The 15,049-nt window shown below is 60.4% G+C and carries 16 protein-coding genes; 2 read left to right on the forward strand and 14 right to left on the reverse strand.

Annotated elements, in window-relative coordinates; genetic code table 11:
- Window positions 1–121 precede the first annotated feature (121 nt).
- The gene (locus tag E4T63_RS09390; protein ID WP_027613260.1) at window positions 122–604 is read left to right on the forward strand and encodes a hypothetical protein; all 483 of its coding nucleotides are present in this window, start codon (window positions 122–124) and stop codon (window positions 602–604) included.
- On the opposite strand, the gene hemN is transcribed toward E4T63_RS09390, so the two are convergent.
- The 8 genes from hemN to E4T63_RS09430 form a co-directional block, all read right to left on the reverse strand.
- Window positions 601–1,983 carry an oxygen-independent coproporphyrinogen III oxidase gene (hemN, locus tag E4T63_RS09395; protein WP_003223350.1) on the reverse strand — a complete coding sequence of 461 codons (1,383 nt, stop codon included), beginning with the start codon at window positions 1,981–1,983 and terminating at the stop codon, window positions 601–603. The genes E4T63_RS09390 and hemN overlap by 4 nt on opposite strands.
- Window positions 1,984–2,116: 133 nt before the next feature.
- Complete coding sequence (locus E4T63_RS09400) at window positions 2,117–2,800, reverse strand: sulfite exporter TauE/SafE family protein (RefSeq protein ID WP_097087645.1); 684 nt, start codon at window positions 2,798–2,800, stop codon at window positions 2,117–2,119.
- Entirely contained in the window at window positions 2,793–3,005 is a 213-nt protein-coding gene (gene ccoS, locus E4T63_RS09405) for a cbb3-type cytochrome oxidase assembly protein CcoS (RefSeq protein ID WP_007965536.1), read from the reverse strand. Before ccoS ends, E4T63_RS09400 begins: the two co-directional genes overlap by 8 nt.
- Before the next feature lie 22 nt (window positions 3,006–3,027).
- Window positions 3,028–5,478, reverse strand: a complete 2,451-nt coding sequence (locus E4T63_RS09410) for a heavy metal translocating P-type ATPase (protein WP_135295319.1) — start codon at window positions 5,476–5,478, stop codon at window positions 3,028–3,030.
- Window positions 5,479–5,688: 210 nt separating this feature from the next.
- A complete protein-coding gene (locus E4T63_RS09415; RefSeq protein WP_098967981.1) occupies window positions 5,689–6,228 on the reverse strand; it encodes a FixH family protein in 540 nt (179 codons plus the stop codon).
- Window positions 6,229–6,239: 11 nt separating this feature from the next.
- On the reverse strand, window positions 6,240–7,655 hold the full coding sequence (gene ccoG / locus E4T63_RS09420) for a cytochrome c oxidase accessory protein CcoG (RefSeq protein WP_098967982.1): 1,416 nt from the start codon (window positions 7,653–7,655) through the stop codon (window positions 6,240–6,242).
- A 222-nt stretch (window positions 7,656–7,877) separates the two neighbouring features.
- The gene (locus E4T63_RS09425; RefSeq protein WP_098967983.1) at window positions 7,878–8,288 is read right to left on the reverse strand and encodes a type II toxin-antitoxin system VapC family toxin; all 411 of its coding nucleotides are present in this window, start codon (window positions 8,286–8,288) and stop codon (window positions 7,878–7,880) included.
- The gene (locus E4T63_RS09430) at window positions 8,288–8,542 is read right to left on the reverse strand and encodes a type II toxin-antitoxin system Phd/YefM family antitoxin (protein WP_047599120.1); all 255 of its coding nucleotides are present in this window, start codon (window positions 8,540–8,542) and stop codon (window positions 8,288–8,290) included. The genes E4T63_RS09425 and E4T63_RS09430 overlap by 1 nt, the downstream gene beginning before the upstream one ends.
- Window positions 8,543–9,131: 589 nt before the next feature.
- Here E4T63_RS09430 and E4T63_RS09440 point away from each other — a divergent pair.
- Entirely contained in the window at window positions 9,132–10,136 is a 1,005-nt protein-coding gene (locus E4T63_RS09440; protein ID WP_098967985.1) for a metallophosphoesterase family protein, read from the forward strand.
- 55 nt (window positions 10,137–10,191) lie between these two features.
- On the opposite strand, the gene ccoP (E4T63_RS09445) is transcribed toward E4T63_RS09440, so the two are convergent.
- The 6 genes from ccoP (E4T63_RS09445) to E4T63_RS09470 all read right to left on the reverse strand — a co-directional run bounded on the left by ccoP (E4T63_RS09445) (window position 10,192) and on the right by E4T63_RS09470 (window position 15,044).
- Window positions 10,192–11,175 (reverse strand): cytochrome-c oxidase, cbb3-type subunit III, encoded by a 984-nt coding sequence (gene ccoP, locus E4T63_RS09445; protein WP_003223372.1) that lies wholly within the window; start codon window positions 11,173–11,175, stop codon window positions 10,192–10,194.
- Window positions 11,172–11,357 carry a CcoQ/FixQ family Cbb3-type cytochrome c oxidase assembly chaperone gene (locus E4T63_RS09450; RefSeq protein WP_003175465.1) on the reverse strand — a complete coding sequence of 62 codons (186 nt, stop codon included), beginning with the start codon at window positions 11,355–11,357 and terminating at the stop codon, window positions 11,172–11,174. The genes ccoP (E4T63_RS09445) and E4T63_RS09450 overlap by 4 nt, the downstream gene beginning before the upstream one ends.
- A 6-nt stretch (window positions 11,358–11,363) precedes the next feature.
- Window positions 11,364–11,972, reverse strand: a complete 609-nt coding sequence (ccoO, locus tag E4T63_RS09455) for a cytochrome-c oxidase, cbb3-type subunit II (protein WP_024164411.1) — start codon at window positions 11,970–11,972, stop codon at window positions 11,364–11,366.
- Window positions 11,972–13,414, reverse strand: a complete 1,443-nt coding sequence (gene ccoN / locus E4T63_RS09460; RefSeq protein WP_007969186.1) for a cytochrome-c oxidase, cbb3-type subunit I — start codon at window positions 13,412–13,414, stop codon at window positions 11,972–11,974. Before ccoN ends, ccoO begins: the two co-directional genes overlap by 1 nt.
- Before the next feature lie 482 nt (window positions 13,415–13,896).
- Window positions 13,897–14,850 (reverse strand): cytochrome-c oxidase, cbb3-type subunit III, encoded by a 954-nt coding sequence (gene ccoP, locus E4T63_RS09465; RefSeq protein ID WP_098967986.1) that lies wholly within the window; start codon window positions 14,848–14,850, stop codon window positions 13,897–13,899.
- Window positions 14,847–15,044 (reverse strand): cbb3-type cytochrome oxidase subunit 3, encoded by a 198-nt coding sequence (locus E4T63_RS09470; RefSeq protein WP_098968495.1) that lies wholly within the window; start codon window positions 15,042–15,044, stop codon window positions 14,847–14,849. Before E4T63_RS09470 ends, ccoP (E4T63_RS09465) begins: the two co-directional genes overlap by 4 nt.
- Between the last annotated feature and the right edge of the window lie 5 nt (window positions 15,045–15,049).

Consider the following 15,049-nt stretch of genomic DNA (forward strand, 5'->3'; position numbering starts at 1 on the left):
GTAAGGGTAACCCACGGGAGGACATTCAGGCCAGTCTGCGGCGAGTTTGTCCCACGGGCGTAAAGCCGCAGGGCAAGTGGCCGATAAACAGGTATCAACACGCATGCAAGGAATCGCTTCGATGGCCGCCATTGACACGCTGAACCCCGGTAACAGCGGCGTTGCGTCTGTGCCGAGCATCGCCAGGACAGACACCGACAGCGAGCAGAATGCCGCCTCTGCGCCGTTGGCAACCCCGACCTTGGTCGAGGGCGTCAAAGTGTCGCTGTCCGGCGCCTCCATCGAAAAATCCTTCAGCGTCGGTGGTGAGAACAGCGACATCGAAGACAGCGGCTTGCCCGAGAACGTCCAGCAGTTGCTGAAGATGATCCGCAAACTGCAAAAAGAGATCGCCGAGAAGAAAGCCCGGATGGCGGCCGTCATGTCCGACAGAACACTGACCAACGAAGCCAAGGTCAATATGCTCGCCGCGCTGCGCGGTGCCATCGCCGCCCTGAATACCGGGCTGATCAGCGCCAATCTGGCCCTGTCCAAAGTCATGGATCAGTCCGGCCTCACCTCCGAGCAGAACCTTAAACTCGGCTCACTGCTGACGAAAAACTAGATCACCCGCGAGAAGCGCTGGCGGTTCTGCTGTTCCAGATACGCGTCGAACACCATGCACACCGAACGCACCAGCAGGCGCCCGGCCGGCAACACCTCGATCCGCTCGCGTTCCAGATTGATCAGCCCATCGTTGGCCATGCCTTGCAGTTGCGGCCACAGCGCGCCGAAATAACCCTGAAAATCAATGTTGAACGCTTGCTCGATTTCGGCGAATTCCAGGCTGAAATTGCAGATCAGTTGCTGGATCACCGCGCGGCGCAGGCGATCGTCGGCATTGCACACCAGGCCACGGCTGGTTGCCAGTTGCGCGGCGGCGAGGGTGTTCTGGTACTGGTTCAGATCGCTGTTGTTCTGGCAGTAGAGGTCGCCGATCTGGCTGATCGCCGACACCCCAAGACCAATCAGGTCGCAATGACCGTGGGTGGTGTAGCCCTGAAAGTTGCGCTGCAGGGTCTGCTCTTCCTGGGCAATCGCCAGCTCATCGTCGGGCAGGGCGAAGTGATCCATGCCGATGTAGCGGTAGCCGGCGGCGGTCAGTTGTTCGATGGTGCGCTGGAGCATTTCCAGTTTTTGCGCAGGGCTTGGCAGTTCGTGGCTGTTGATCCGCCGCTGCGGCATGAAGCGCTCCGGCAAGTGCGCATAATTGAACACCGAGAGCCGGTCCGGTTGCAGGCTGATGACTTCCTCGACAGTGCGCGCGAAGTTTTCCGGGGTCTGCTTGGGCAGGCCATAGATCAAGTCGATGTTGATCGAGCGAAATTGCAGGGTGCGCGCCGCGTCGATGACTGCGCGGGTCTCCTCAAGGCTTTGCAGGCGATTGACCGCGCGCTGTACCGCCGGATCAAGGTCTTGCAGGCCGATGCTGACCCGATTGAAGCCGAGTTCGCGCAGCAGGCCCATGGTCGACCAGTCGGCCTCGCGCGGGTCGATCTCGATGCCGTAGTCGCCGGAATCGTCATCCAGCAGATTGAAGTGTTTGCGCAGGTGCGCCATCAACTGCCGCAGTTCGTCATGGCTGAGAAAAGTCGGGGTGCCGCCGCCGAAGTGCAGTTGCTCGACTTTCTGCGCCGGCTCGAGATGGCAGGCGATCAACTGGATTTCTTGCTCCAGCCGTTGCAGATATGGCTGTGCACGGCCGCGATCCTTGGTGATGACCTTGTTGCAGGCGCAGTAGTAACAAATGTTCGCGCAGAACGGCACGTGCACGTACAGCGACAAGGGGCGCAACGCCTTGCGGCTGTCGCGTAGGGCATGGAACAGGTCGAATGTGCCGACCTGGCTGTTGAATTGCACGGCGGTCGGATACGAGGTGTAGCGCGGCCCCGCCAGGTCGTAGCGGCGGATCAGATCAGTGTCCCAACGAATGGCGTCGAGCATGCGGGCATTCCCCCGGATAGGCTGGCAGTGTGGCGAGTCTATCGGGGTGCGACGACGGGGCTGTTGATTTGCATCAACGGCGGATTGGTAGTCACTGCTTTTGTGGTGAGGGAGCTTGCTCCCTCACCACTGTTTAGTGGCCCATCAACCAATGTTGGTGAGGGCCAGGAAGCGTCCAGATCCCGAACACAATCACCAACAACCCCCCAGCCATGCGCACGCTGCGTTTACGCAGCAACGCCGTGACCCGCTCGGCCGCCAGCCCGGTCGCCAGCAGCACCGGCCATGTGCCCAGCCCGAACGCCAGCATCAACAGCGCACTGTCCAGCGCATTGCCCTGGCTCGCCGACCACAGCAGCGTGCTGTAAACAAGTCCGCACGGCAGCCAGCCCCATAGCGCGCCGAGCAATAACGCACGGGGCAGTGTCGACACCGGCAGCAATCGATTGGCCACCGGCTGAATGTAACGCCACAAACCACGACCCAGGCTTTCGATGCGGGTCAGGCCGCTCCACCAACCGGCCAGATACAGGCCCATGGCGATCAGCAGCAAGCCGGCGAGAATTCGCATGACCATCGCCGCCGGGCTGTTCGCCACCGCCCAACCGGCAAGGCCGATCAGCAAACCGGCGGTCGCGTAACTGAGGATCCGTCCGAGGTTGTACGCCAGCAGCAGACGAAAGCGTCGGCTGCGCTGTTCCTTGGGGATCGCCAGGGTCAGCGCGCCCATCAGGCCGCCGCACATGCCCAGGCAATGCCCGCCACCGAGCAGGCCGAGGATCAGCGCGGAAACCAGCAGCGGCGCCAGCTCAAGCATGGGGTGGAGCCTTGTCCTGCGGTTTGTCGGCTTTGGCTTCGTCCACGGCGGCGGTGTGGTTCGGGTCCTGATCATCGAACAGGATGCTGTGGGCCGGACCATCGAGGTCGTCGTACTGCCCGCTGTCCACCGCCCAGAAGAAGATGTACACGGCGATGGCCACGATCAGCAGGGCGGCCGGGATCATCACGTAAAGAGCTGGCATCGGTACTCCAGGCCCGCGCGGCTCAGGCCGGCAACGGGCGGGTTTCTGAACGGGTGCCGGCGACCGGCGCGCTCGGCAGGCGAGTCAGGCGCAGGGCGTTGAGCACCACGGTCAACGAACTGATCGACATGCCGACCGCAGCCCACACCGGGGTGATCCAGCCGAGGGCGGCGAACGGCAACATGAGGCCATTGTACAGCGCCGCCCACAGCAGGTTCTCGATGATTACCCGACGGGTTCTGCGCGCTAAGGTAAAGGCTTGCACCAGCGCGTCGAGGCGGTTGGACAGCAGTACCGCGTCGGCACTGGTTTTCGCCAGATCGGTGGCTGATCCCATGGCCACGCTGATGTCGGCAGCGGCCAGCACCGGTACGTCGTTCACCCCATCACCGAGCATCAGCACTTTACGACCTTGAGCGTGCAGCTGTTGCAGCACTTGCAATTTGTCGTCCGGACGCAGACCGCCACGGGCCTCGTCGATACCCAGTTCGGCGGCGACGCTGGCGACCATCGGCGAGCTGTCGCCGGACAACAGCAGCGTGCGCCAGCCACGGGCCTTGCAGGCGGCGAGCAGGGCGGGCGCATCGTCGCGCAGGCGGTCGTCGAGAACGAACCACGCCAGCGCTGCCGAGTCATCGCCGAGCAGCAGCCACTGACCCGGTTCATCCGGCATCGCCGGCAGCGGCGAACCGCTGAGGGCGCAGACAAATTCTGCCTGACCGATGCGCAAACGCTGTGTGCCAACTAGCCCTTCGAGGCCAAGTCCCGGCGTGCTGTGCACTTCTTCAGCCGCCAGTGGCGCACGACCGAAGGCGCGGGCAATCGGGTGTTCCGAACGATTTTCCAACGCGGCGGCAAGGCTCAGGCACTGGTCGCTGTTCAGCGTGCCCAGTGGACGGATCGAACGCAAAACCAGCCGCCCCTCGGTGAGGGTGCCGGTCTTGTCGAAGATCACCGTGTCGATCTGGTTCAGGCCTTCCAGCACGTGGCCGCGCGTCAGCAACAGGCCGAGTTTGTGCAGGGTGCCCGTGGCAGCGGTCAACGCCGTCGGGGTCGCCAGCGATAGCGCGCAAGGGCAGGTCGCGACCAGCATCGCCAGGACGATCCAGAACGCCCGTGACGAGTCCAGCTCCCACCACAACAGGCCGATGGCCGCCGCTGCAATCAGCGACAACAGCAGGAACCATTGCGCGGCACGGTCGGCGATTTCCGCCAACAGCGGTTTCTCGGCCTGGGCGCGATCAAGTAGGCGGACGATGGCCGACAGGCGTGTGTCCTGACCCAGCGCCAGCACCTCGACGGTCAACGCGCCTTCGACGTTCAGCGTGCCGGCGGTGACCGCATCGTCGAGGGTGCGCGGTTGTGGCAGGTATTCGCCGGTCAGCAGCGATTCGTCGATGCTCGACTGGCCGTCGAGGATCTTGCCGTCCGCCGGCAGGATCGAACCCGGTTGCACCAGCACCCGGTCACCCAGGCGCAATTCGCTGAGCAGGATGCGTTCGCTCTGGCCATTGGCGTCGAGGCGCAGGCACGAGGCCGGTAGCAGGTTCACAAGCTGCGCGGTGGCAGCGGCGGTGCGTTCGCGGGCGCGTCGCTCCAGATAGCGCCCGGCGAGCAGGAACAGCGCGAACATCCCGACCGCATCGAAATACAGCTCACCGACGCCGGTGATCGAGGTCCAGATCCCGGCAATGTAGGCGCTGCCGATCGCCAGCGACACCGAGACGTCCATGGTCAGGTGGCGGGTGCGCAGATCGCGCATCGCGCCTTTGAAGAACGGCGCGCAGCTGTAGAACACGATCGGTGTGGTCAGGAACAGTGCGACCCAGCGCAGGATCGTGTGCAGTTCGGGGCTGAGGTCGATGTTGAATTCCGGCCAGGTCGCCATGGTCGCCATCATTGCCTGAAACCACAGCAGCCCGGCGACACCGAGCTGACGCAACGCGAGACGGTTTTCGCTGGCCAGTTGCTCGCTGGCGCGGTCGGCCTGATAGGGGTGGGCGGCGTAACCGATGTGGCGCAGCTCGGCGAGGATCTGGCTCAGCGGCAATTGTGCGTCGGCCCATTGCACGTGCAGGCGATGGTTGGACAGGTTCAGCCGCGCCTCGGCCACTGCCGGCAGGCTGCGCAGGTGTTTCTCGATCAGCCAGCCGCAGGCGGCGCAACTGATGCCTTCCATCAGCAGGGTGGTTTCGGCGAGTTCGCCCTCGTGACGGACGAAAGGTTTTTGCACGTCGGCGCGGTCGTACAGCGCCAGTTCATCGGTCAATTGCACCGGCAGTGCTTCGGGGTTGGCCGAGGCTTCGCTGCGATGCTGGTAATAGCTTTCCAGACCACCGGCGACGATGGCTTCGGCCACGGCCTGACAGCCGGGGCAGCAGAACTCGCGGGACTCCCCGAGCACGACGGCGGTGAAGCGGCTGCCCGACGGGACGGGCAGAGCGCAGTGGTAGCAGGGGAGTGGGGTGGTCATGGCATCGTTGAGGGGGTAAGCCCTTGCATTGGGGTTGTCCGCTTGCCCTCACCCCAGCCCTCTCCCGGAGGGAGAGGGAGCCGATTGATGGAGGCCGGAAAAGAGGTGCATCCACGGATATCGTCACTGCCATACACAAGGCATGCGAGCCCCTCACCCTAACCCTCTCCCTCCGGGAGAGGGTTAGGGTGAGGGGCTTCTGCAGTTTATTTATTTATCCAGGTCTTCGGCGCCCTGCAGCGGTTCGTCACCGAGCAGCAGATCCTTGTCGTGGCTGACCTGTTCCTCTTCGAACATGCGCCACACGTGGTCGTCCTGCGTGCCCAGCAATTCGACAAAACGCCGGCCTTCGACCTTGTCGCCCAACTGACCGATGTAACGGCCGGCTTCGGTTTCGCTGCGGGTCAGGACGATCTTGCGATCCTTCTCCGGCTGGGTCGGCGAGATCAGGTTCAGTTCCAGGGTTTTCGGCTGGCTGTCGCCGCTCAGGCGCAGGTCGACTTCGCCGGTCAGGTCATCCAGATGCACGCTGGCGCGCATCTTCAGCTCCTGCGCCAGCAGCTCGCGATCCAGCGAGCGGTTGATGCCTTTGCCGGCCTCGTAATAGTTGTCGTTGACCAGGTTGTCCGGGTTGTTCACCGCGATGGTCACCATCGACAGGGTCAAGGTCACCGAACAGGCCAGAATTCCGATGATGATCCACGGCCAAAGGTGCTTGTACCAAGGACTGGCGGCGTTTGCTGCGGGCATGTTCAGTTCTCTCAACGGGTTTGTGGGCCGATGAATCGGCTCTTGGCTTCAACGTGGACGCTATCATCGTCGGCATCCTTGAGGATGAATTTCACCTCGTTGGTGCTCGACGGCAATTGTTCCGGTGCGCTCGACAACTCCACCGGCATGCTGAAGATTTCGCCGGCCGGCACCTTGATCTCGCGTTTGCCTTGCAGGCGCAGATCCGGCAGACCGGCGGCTTCCAGCACGTAGGTGTGGTCGCGCTGATCCTTGTTCATGATCTTCAGGCTGTAGACGTTTTCGATCCGGCCCTCGGCGTTCTCGCGGTACAGCACGCGGTCCTTGCTGACGTCGAAGCCGACCAGCGAGCGCATGAAGAACGCCGTCACCAGCAGGCTGATCATCGCCAGCAACACCACCGCATAGCCGATCAGGCGTGGCCGCAGTTTATGGGTTTTCTGGCCGGAGAGGTTGTGTTCGGTGGTGTAGCTGATGAGGCCGCGCGGGTAGTCCATCTTGTCCATGATCGCGTCGCAGGCGTCGATGCACGCGGCGCAACCGATGCATTCGATCTGCAGGCCGTCACGGATGTCGATACCGGTCGGGCACACCTGAACGCACATGGTGCAATCGATGCAGTCGCCCAGACCCATGGCCTTGTAGTCGACACCTTTCTTGCGCGGGCCACGGCTTTCGCCGCGACGCGGGTCGTAGGAAACAATCAGGGTGTCCTTGTCGAACATCACGCTCTGGAAACGTGCGTACGGACACATGTAGATGCACACCTGCTCGCGCAGCCAGCCGGCGTTGCCGTAGGTGGCGAGGGTGAAGAAACCGACCCAGAAATACGACCAGCCATCGGCCTGGCCGGTGAAGAATTCGAACACCAGTTCGCGGATTGGCGAAAAGTAGCCGACGAAGGTCATGCCGGTGACGAAGCCGATCAGCAGCCACAATGAATGCTTGGCGAGCTTGCGCAGAAATTTGTTGCCGGTCATCGGCGCTTTATCGAGCTTGATCCGCTGGTTGCGGTCGCCTTCGGTGACCTTCTCGCACCACATGAAAATCCACGTCCACACGCTTTGCGGACAGGTGTAGCCGCACCAGACGCGGCCGGCGTAAACGGTGATGAAGAACAGGCCGAACGCCGCAATGATCAGCAGCCCCGACAGCAGGATGAAGTCCTGCGGCCAGAAGGTCGCACCAAAGATGAAGAACTTGCGTTCCGGCAGGTTCCACCACACCGCCTGATGCCCGCCCCAGTTCAGCCACACCGTACCGAAATACAACAGGAACAGCGCGGCGCCGCCGATCATACGTAGATTGCGGAACAGGCCGGTGAAAGCACGGGTGTAGATTTTTTCTCGAGAGGCGTAAAGATCGACGCTGTTGTTCGCGTTTTTGCTCGGTGGTGTGACGTCGTGTACCGGAATCTGGTTGCTCATCATTGCATCCCACGGCAGTGGACAAATGCCTCGGTCGATACGTGCCGACCGCGGTCAGAAAGGGGTGTCGCAGTGGCGCAATGATACGCCTGTCGCTCTAACTCAAGGGTGCGACCTTTGGTCGCGTTGGGGAAAAAGCATTATTGGTGTAGCGAATGCAGCAAAGCCTGATGCAGATCAATTGACTTGTTGAGTATGGACGGTTTTGGGGTGGCGGCTAATTCATTGTTCCCATGGGTTGATCAGGGCGACGCCGCTCGAGCGGAAATCACCGACATTGCGGGTGACCACTGTGAGTCCATGCACCAGGGCCGTGGCAGCTATCAATGCATCGCTTTCATTGGCCTGGTCGGGTACATGCAGGCTGGCACAACGCAGTGCCACCGCGGCATCAACCGGCAGAATTCGTGCTTCGAATGCCGGAATGACGTGACGCGTCAGCCAACTGCGCAACAGCTTTCCTTGAGCAGGATCACGCCGTTCCATTCGCAGTACTCCGGTTTCCAGTTCTTTCAAAGTAATGGCGGAAATGTACAGGCGCGGGGCGATGACGCCTTTGGCCCAACTGACCACATTGGCATCGGCCTGCGGCTTGCGAAGTTCGGAAATCACATTGGTGTCGAGTAAATACATCAGGACAGATCCACGGGACGATGAATGATGACTGCGCGCTCGGTTTCGAAATCGATGTCGGCAGCCTCCGGCATGACCAACAAATCGACAATGCTCGTGTTTGCGCCGCTCAGTTTCTGATATTCCTCAATGCTCAACAGGACATGAGAGGCCTTGCCACGGTCGGTGATGATCACTGGACCCAGACGCGCAGCCTTTTTGGCGCTGCTGGTGTCCTGATTGAATTCACGGCTGGAGATGGTGGTGATTGCCATCATGGTTGACCTCTCGCAATACAGATGTAGCAACGTTACTACTTCGCCTTGGGGGCGGCAATCGAGGAAGACAGGACTCAGCCGTCCGTTGGTCGGTCCGTGGCAGACATCAGTCGAGCCAGCCTCGCACAAGGCGCAGACCGGCTCGGATTGATTCAGACGTGGCGTCAAGACTCAGGGAAGTCTGCCGCCGCCCAGGCTCTCGAGACTGCCGGTATTTCTGTGGGGCTTTGTGGTGCTTCTGGAGTCGGGTTGCAACGGATTACCCAGTGTCACGGCAATCGATTCCACGGGGTGGTTCGATGGATCGATTGCCTGATCGTTGTCTATGAGTTTCTGATCAACCGGGAGAGGGTTTTTGCTGTCATTCAACATAGCGGCTTCATCCTTGAAGTGGCTCCGATGAGGGTCAACGGGCTGTGGACGACCCTACAGAGCATAGCGAATCGGGCGATTTTAATATTCAAGAAATATCATTAGTTAATTAATAGGTTTTGTTTTCTTGTTTTTTTCGAATAGCTTATTGGCTGTTCTGCAGCGTGCTAGTTGCATGTTCATGTTTTGAAATTTAACGGAATAATGGAGTGTTATGAAAATCAAGGAAGTTAAAAAGCTCTTCGCTTGTTTGTGTCTGGTGTCCCTGACTTCTCTCGCCAGTGCCAATGAAGGTATGCCGCAGCACATGGTATTTGCATCAGACCCGCAATACCCGTGGACAGAAAAGTCGGACAGTGGCGAGGATGAATCGAGCGCGGATTTCGAAAAACGCGCGAAATGGCTGGTGGAAACCCAGTTCGCGAGCATTGCCCAGTTCCGCACCGAGATGGGCGGGCAGGCTGCCGTGCCATTGATGATCAACGGTGACATGACCGCGTTTGGCCACGGCTGGCAGCGCTCTTTCATCGGTTCGATGCTGAAGAAACACTTTGGCGATCACGTGCTCTACGGATTGGGCAATCACGACTACCAGAACAACGTGAATGACTGTTTCAGTGAAAGTTGCGCAGCGGGCAGTATTGTTGATTACCGTGATCATCATGTCGGTAAAGTCGATGAATTTGATCTGGAAGTCACCGGCAGCTTTGTGAATAAACACTATCTGGGTAGTCTGGCTTATTCAAAGAATATGGGTGAAGTGCATCTGGTGCAGTTGAACAATGAACCCACTTATGCGGTGAAGATTTCTCACGCGTTGAATCCGACCACATTCGATATCACGGCGTCGCTGGACTGGCTGGAAAATGATTTGCGAATAGCGCGAGCGCAGGGCTACGCGATCATTATCAACATGCACAAGCCCTATGAGTGGAAAGGCAGTTGGGATCAAGAGAAGCGCTTTCGCGAAATGATTGAAAAGTATCAGGTGACGGCGATGTTCGCCGGCCACTTCCACGACGAGGGTGGTAGCCAGACCTATATGGGGAGCGTGCCGATGTTTCTCAGCGGTTCAGCTTCTCAGCAGACGTACCTGACCGCCACTTTTTCCAAGGATCGCAAGCAATTGGAGGTGAGTCTGGTCGAGGACAATCAGTGGCGCAAACGTACGCCGGTGGCCACCGTGCCGGTGAAGTCGATCTGGGCCAGTAACCCATAAAAAATCCCCCGCCAGAGCACTGGCGGGGGATTCTTCATTGCATCAAGCCCTGGCTTTACTGCGCCTCGGCTTCCGGCGCTTTTTCACCGTGGGACAGGCTGTAAACGTAAGCCGCCAGCAGGTGGACCTTGTCGTTGCCTTGCAGTTGTTCCTGCGCAGGCATCTGGCCCTGACGGCCGTAACGGATGGTCTGCTGCAGTTGCGCGAAGCTCGAACCGTAGATGAACGCGGCCGGGTGGGTCAGGTTAGGCGCGCCCATCGCCGGGGTGCCTTTGCCTTCCGGACCGTGGCAGGCCACGCAGTTGGCGGCGAACAGTTTCTGGCCGTTGGCCGGGTCAGCCTTGGTGCCTTCCGGCAGTTTGCGGCCATCGAGCTGGGTCACCACGAAGGCTGCGACATCGGCTACGCCTTGTTCGCCAATGACTTCGGCCCAGGCCGGCATCACCGCGTGTCGACCGCCCATGATGGTGGTCTTGATGGTTTCCGGCTCGCCGCCCCAGCGCCAGTCGGCGTCGGTCAGGTTCGGAAAGCCATAGGCGCCCTTGGCGTCGGAACCGTGGCAGACCGAGCAGTTGGAGGCGAACAGACGGCCACCCATCTTCAAGGCTTGCGGGTCCTTGGCAACTTCTTCGATCGGCATCGCCGCGAACTTGGCGAAGATCGGACCGAACTTGGCGTCCGAGCGGGCCATTTCCTTTTCCCATTCGTGCACGCCGGTCCAGCCGGTCTTGCCGTTGGCGAACGCGGTCTGCTTGTCGTTATCGAGGTAGTTGTAGCCCGGCAGCAGGCCTTTCCAGTTGCCCAGGCCCGGGTACAGCACCAGATAACCCAGGGCGAACACGATGGTGCCCACGAACAGCATGAACCACCATTTCGGCAGTGGGTTGTCGTACTCCTCGATCCCGTCGAAGGAGTGGCCGACCGTTTCGTCCGTCTGTTCGCTGCGCTGGCCCTTGCGGGTCGACAGCAGCAGCCAGGTCAGGGCGAAGATCGTACCGAGACTGAGGACTGTGACGTACAGACTCCAGAATGTAGTCATTCTTTGTTACTCCTAGAAGCTTGCTCGACGTGCTTGATGGCTTCGGGATCATCCGCAAAAGGCAGCAAGGTTGCGTCTTCAAACTCCGACTTGCGCTTGGGGCTGAATACCCACAACGCCAAACCGATGAAGGCCACCATCACGACGACGGTGCCCAGGCCGCGAATCATCCCGATATCCATGAAGAATCACCGTTTGCTTTTGATGATGGTGCCCAGGCCCTGAAGGTAGGCCACCAGCGCGTCCATTTCGGTTTTGCCCTTCACGGCATCTTTTGCACCGGCGATGTCTTCGTCGGTGTAAGGGACGCCGAGCGTGCGCAACACTTCCATTTTCTTGGCCGTGTCTTTGCCGTCGAGCTTGTTTTCCACGAGGAACGGGTAAGCCGGCATTTTCGACTCAGGTACCACGTTGCGCGGGTTGTACAGGTGCGCACGCTGCCAGTCATCGGAGTAACGACCGCCCACGCGAGCCAGATCCGGGCCGGTACGTTTGGAACCCCACAGGAACGGGTGGTCCCAGACGCTTTCACCGGCGACCGAGTAGTGGCCGTAGCGTTCGGTTTCAGCGCGGAACGGGCGGATCATCTGCGAGTGGCAGCCGACACAACCGTTGGCGATATAGACGTCGCGGCCTTCCAGTTCCAGCGCCGAACGCGGCTTCATGCCCTCGACCGGCTTGTTGGTGACGTCCTGGAAGAACAGCGGAACGATCTGGGTCAGGCCGCCAATGCTGACGGCGATGACCATGAAGAAGGCCAGCAGGCCAATATTCTTCTCGACAGCTTCATGCTTCATCAGTGAGCTCCAACAACAGCGATCTGGGCGGCGGCTTCGGCTTCAGCCGCGTTCGAGGCGCGCACGGTGCGCCAGACGTTGTAAGCCATCAGGAACATGCCGCTGGCGAAGAAAGCACCGCCCAGGGCACGGACGATGTAGCCCGGGTGGCTGGCCTGCAGCGCTTCGACGAACGAGTAGGTGAGGGTGCCGTCATCGTTGATTGCACGCCACATCAGGCCCTGAGTGATGCCGTTGACCCACATCGAGGCGATGTACAGCACGGTACCGATGGTCGCGAGCCAGAAGTGCGCGTTGATCAGGCCGACGCTGTGCATCTGCGCACGACCGAACAGTTTCGGGATCATGTGGTAGATCGCACCGATCGAAATCATCGCTACCCAGCCCAGAGCACCGGCGTGAACGTGGCCGATGGTCCAGTCGGTGTAGTGCGAGAGCGAGTTGACGGTCTTGATCGCCATCATCGGACCTTCGAAGGTCGACATGCCGTAGAACGCCAGCGACACCACGAGGAAGCGCAGGATCGGGTCGGTGCGCAGCTTATGCCAGGCGCCCGAGAGGGTCATCATGCCGTTGATCATGCCGCCCCAGCTTGGCGCCAGCAGGATGATCGACATCGCCATGCCCAGCGACTGTGCCCAGTCCGGCAGTGCGGTGTAGTGCAGGTGGTGCGGACCGGCCCAGATGTACAGGGTGATCAGCGCCCAGAAGTGCACGATCGACAGGCGATACGAGTAGATCGGACGTTCGGCCTGCTTCGGCACGAAGTAGTACATCATCCCGAGGAAGCCGGTGGTCAGGAAGAAGCCCACGGCGTTGTGGCCGTACCACCACTGGATCATCGCGTCGGTCGCGCCCGAGTAGGCGGAGTAGGACTTGAAGAAACTCACCGGCAGGGAGGCGTGGTTGACGATGTGCAGCATCGCGGTCACGACGATGAACGCGCCGTAGAACCAGTTACCGACATAGATGTGTTTGGTCTTGCGCTTGGTGATGGTGCCGAAGAACACCAGCCCGTAGGAGACCCAGACAATGGCCAGCAGAATGGCGAGCGGCCATTCCAGTTCGGCGTATTCCTTGGTGGTGGTGTAGCCCAGCGGCAAGGTAATGATGGCGCCGACGATGACCGCCTGCCAGCCCCAGAAGGTGAAGGCGGCAAGGCTGTCGGAGATCAGTCGCGTCTGGCAGGTTCGCTGCACGACATAGTAGGAAGTGGCAAACAGTGCACAACCACCGAAGGCGAAAATCACCAGGTTTGTGTGCAACGGGCGCAGGCGTCCAAAGCTCGTCCACGGCAGACCGAAGTTCAACTCCGGCCAGACCAGTTGCGAGGCGATGAAGACACCGAGCCCCATGCCAAGGATCCCCCAGACCACCGTCATGATGGCGAACTGGCGGACTACCTTATAGTTATAAGCAGTCGGACTGATTGCTGTGCTCATTCTAAGGTTCCACGGTTTGGGTGTTTTATTAGGATTAAAATCGGCCGCAAGTATGCAGAGAGCAGGGGGTCATTGCAACGCGCCATGACCTGGGTCAATGCTTTCCAACGCTGATTCTGCGGCCTTTCCATACGCCGCGTAAGGTCAAAATTGGCCTCGGACAAAATGTCGCAGCGGACGAAAAAAGCGAGGGGATCAGGTCGCTTGTAACGGGGTGTGTTCAAACGCTCAGTTCGGGTGACGGACGGTAAATGGCACGACAGCCGGTATCTACCGGCGTTTGCGGCCACATCAGTCAGCCGGTTCGCAGAACACAGCAGTCAGCGTTGACCTGGAACCAGCACAAGCCAGTCCGCATCGAGCAAGCGTAGACCCGAATCCGGGGAACCGAAAGGAGAGGGTGTGACGGGGTGCGACAATGCGTCGCAAAGGGGCGGGATGCTGCCGCACCGAGAATGGTGCGGCAGAGGTGTGTGCAATGATTACTGTTTGTTGTCTTCAGTAATCAGTTTTTCTGTATTCAATCCATGGCTCAGGCTGTACACATAAGCGGCGAGCAATTGCACTTTATCATTGCCCAACAGTTCGTTCTGTGCCGGCATGTGGCCCTGGCGACCGTGGCGGATGGTCTGCTCAAGCTGCGTCAGACTCGTGCCATAAATAAATCCGGCCGGGTGCGTCAGATTCGGCGCACCCATGGCTTCAGTGCCGTGGCCGGTTGCCCCATGACAGGCTACGCAGGTGGTGCTGAACGCTTGCTGTCCGGCCTGCAGGTCAGCCTTGCTGTCGGCTGGCAGCGGCAGGCCGGCCAGTTCGTGACGCACATATGCGGCGACGTTCTTCACACCCGTCTCGCCGAGCACTTCGCCCCAGGCCGGCATCGCCGCCATCCGCCCACCCATGATGGTGGTCTTGATGGTCTCGGCGTCGCCGCCCCAGCGCCAGTCCTTGTCGGCCAGGTTAGGGAAGCCGAAAGCGCCTTTGGCGTCGGAGCCGTGGCACACCGAGCAGTTGGAGGCGAACAACCGGCCACCCATTTTCAGCGCCTGCGGATCCTTCGCCACTTCTTCCACCGGCATGGCGGCGAATTTGGCGAAGATCGGCCCGAACTTGGCGTCAGCCTTGTTCATTTCCTTTTCCCACTCGTGGACGCCGGTCCAGCCGTCTTCGTAGCCGGGCAGAATGCCTTTCCAGTTGCCCAGGCCCGGATACAGGATCAGATAGCCCACGGAAAACACCAGCGTGCCGGCAAACAGCATGAACCACCACTGCGGCAGCGGGTTGTCGTACTCCTCGATGCCGTCGAAGCTGTGGCCCATGGTCTGGTCGACGCTGCCCTTGGTCTCGCCCCGGCGGGTGCCGATCAGCAGCCAGGTCAGGCCGATCAGGCTGCCGATGGTCAGTACGCAGATCCACGTACTCCAGAAGGTGGTCATGGCCGGGTACTCCTTGGTTCAGGTGCTTGGGTAATGTCGGGTTGCGGTTCGTCGGCAAACGGCAGCAGGCGCGCTTCGGCGAACTCCGGCGTGCGCTTGCGGTTGAACACCCAGATCGTCAGGCCGACGAAGGCCACGAACACCACGACGGTGCCGAGGCCGCGAATCAGGCCTGCACTCATTTCAATGATCATCTTGC

Origin of the sequence: Pseudomonas fluorescens (genome assembly GCF_004683905.1) — a bacterium.
GTDB classification, from domain to species: Bacteria; Pseudomonadota; Gammaproteobacteria; order Pseudomonadales; family Pseudomonadaceae; genus Aquipseudomonas; species Aquipseudomonas putida_A.

What these genes read in the sequence shown, in the direction of transcription:
- E4T63_RS09400 (WP_097087645.1), bottom strand. Translation starts at nt 2,800, where the DNA reads ATGCTTGAGCTGGCGCCGCTGCTGGTTTCCGCGCTGATCCTCGGCCTG.
- ccoO (WP_024164411.1), bottom strand. Translation starts at nt 11,972, where the DNA reads ATGAAGCATGAAGCTGTCGAGAAGAATATTGGCCTGCTGGCCTTCTTC.
- ccoP (WP_003223372.1), bottom strand. Translation starts at nt 11,175, where the DNA reads ATGACTACATTCTGGAGTCTGTACGTCACAGTCCTCAGTCTCGGTACG.
- ccoG (WP_098967982.1), bottom strand. Translation starts at nt 7,655, where the DNA reads ATGAGCAACCAGATTCCGGTACACGACGTCACACCACCGAGCAAAAAC.
- E4T63_RS09470 (WP_098968495.1), bottom strand. Translation starts at nt 15,044, where the DNA reads ATGATCATTGAAATGAGTGCAGGCCTGATTCGCGGCCTCGGCACCGTC.
- ccoP (WP_098967986.1), bottom strand. Translation starts at nt 14,850, where the DNA reads ATGACCACCTTCTGGAGTACGTGGATCTGCGTACTGACCATCGGCAGC.
- ccoN (WP_007969186.1), bottom strand. Translation starts at nt 13,414, where the DNA reads ATGAGCACAGCAATCAGTCCGACTGCTTATAACTATAAGGTAGTCCGC.
- E4T63_RS09415 (WP_098967981.1), bottom strand. Translation starts at nt 6,228, where the DNA reads ATGCCCGCAGCAAACGCCGCCAGTCCTTGGTACAAGCACCTTTGGCCG.
- hemN (WP_003223350.1), bottom strand. Translation starts at nt 1,983, where the DNA reads ATGCTCGACGCCATTCGTTGGGACACTGATCTGATCCGCCGCTACGAC.
- E4T63_RS09390 (WP_027613260.1), top strand. Translation starts at nt 122, where the DNA reads ATGGCCGCCATTGACACGCTGAACCCCGGTAACAGCGGCGTTGCGTCT.
- E4T63_RS09410 (WP_135295319.1), bottom strand. Translation starts at nt 5,478, where the DNA reads ATGACCACCCCACTCCCCTGCTACCACTGCGCTCTGCCCGTCCCGTCG.
- E4T63_RS09430 (WP_047599120.1), bottom strand. Translation starts at nt 8,542, where the DNA reads ATGGCAATCACCACCATCTCCAGCCGTGAATTCAATCAGGACACCAGC.
- E4T63_RS09425 (WP_098967983.1), bottom strand. Translation starts at nt 8,288, where the DNA reads ATGTATTTACTCGACACCAATGTGATTTCCGAACTTCGCAAGCCGCAG.
- E4T63_RS09450 (WP_003175465.1), bottom strand. Translation starts at nt 11,357, where the DNA reads ATGGATATCGGGATGATTCGCGGCCTGGGCACCGTCGTCGTGATGGTG.
- ccoS (WP_007965536.1), bottom strand. Translation starts at nt 3,005, where the DNA reads ATGCCAGCTCTTTACGTGATGATCCCGGCCGCCCTGCTGATCGTGGCC.
- E4T63_RS09440 (WP_098967985.1), top strand. Translation starts at nt 9,132, where the DNA reads ATGAAAATCAAGGAAGTTAAAAAGCTCTTCGCTTGTTTGTGTCTGGTG.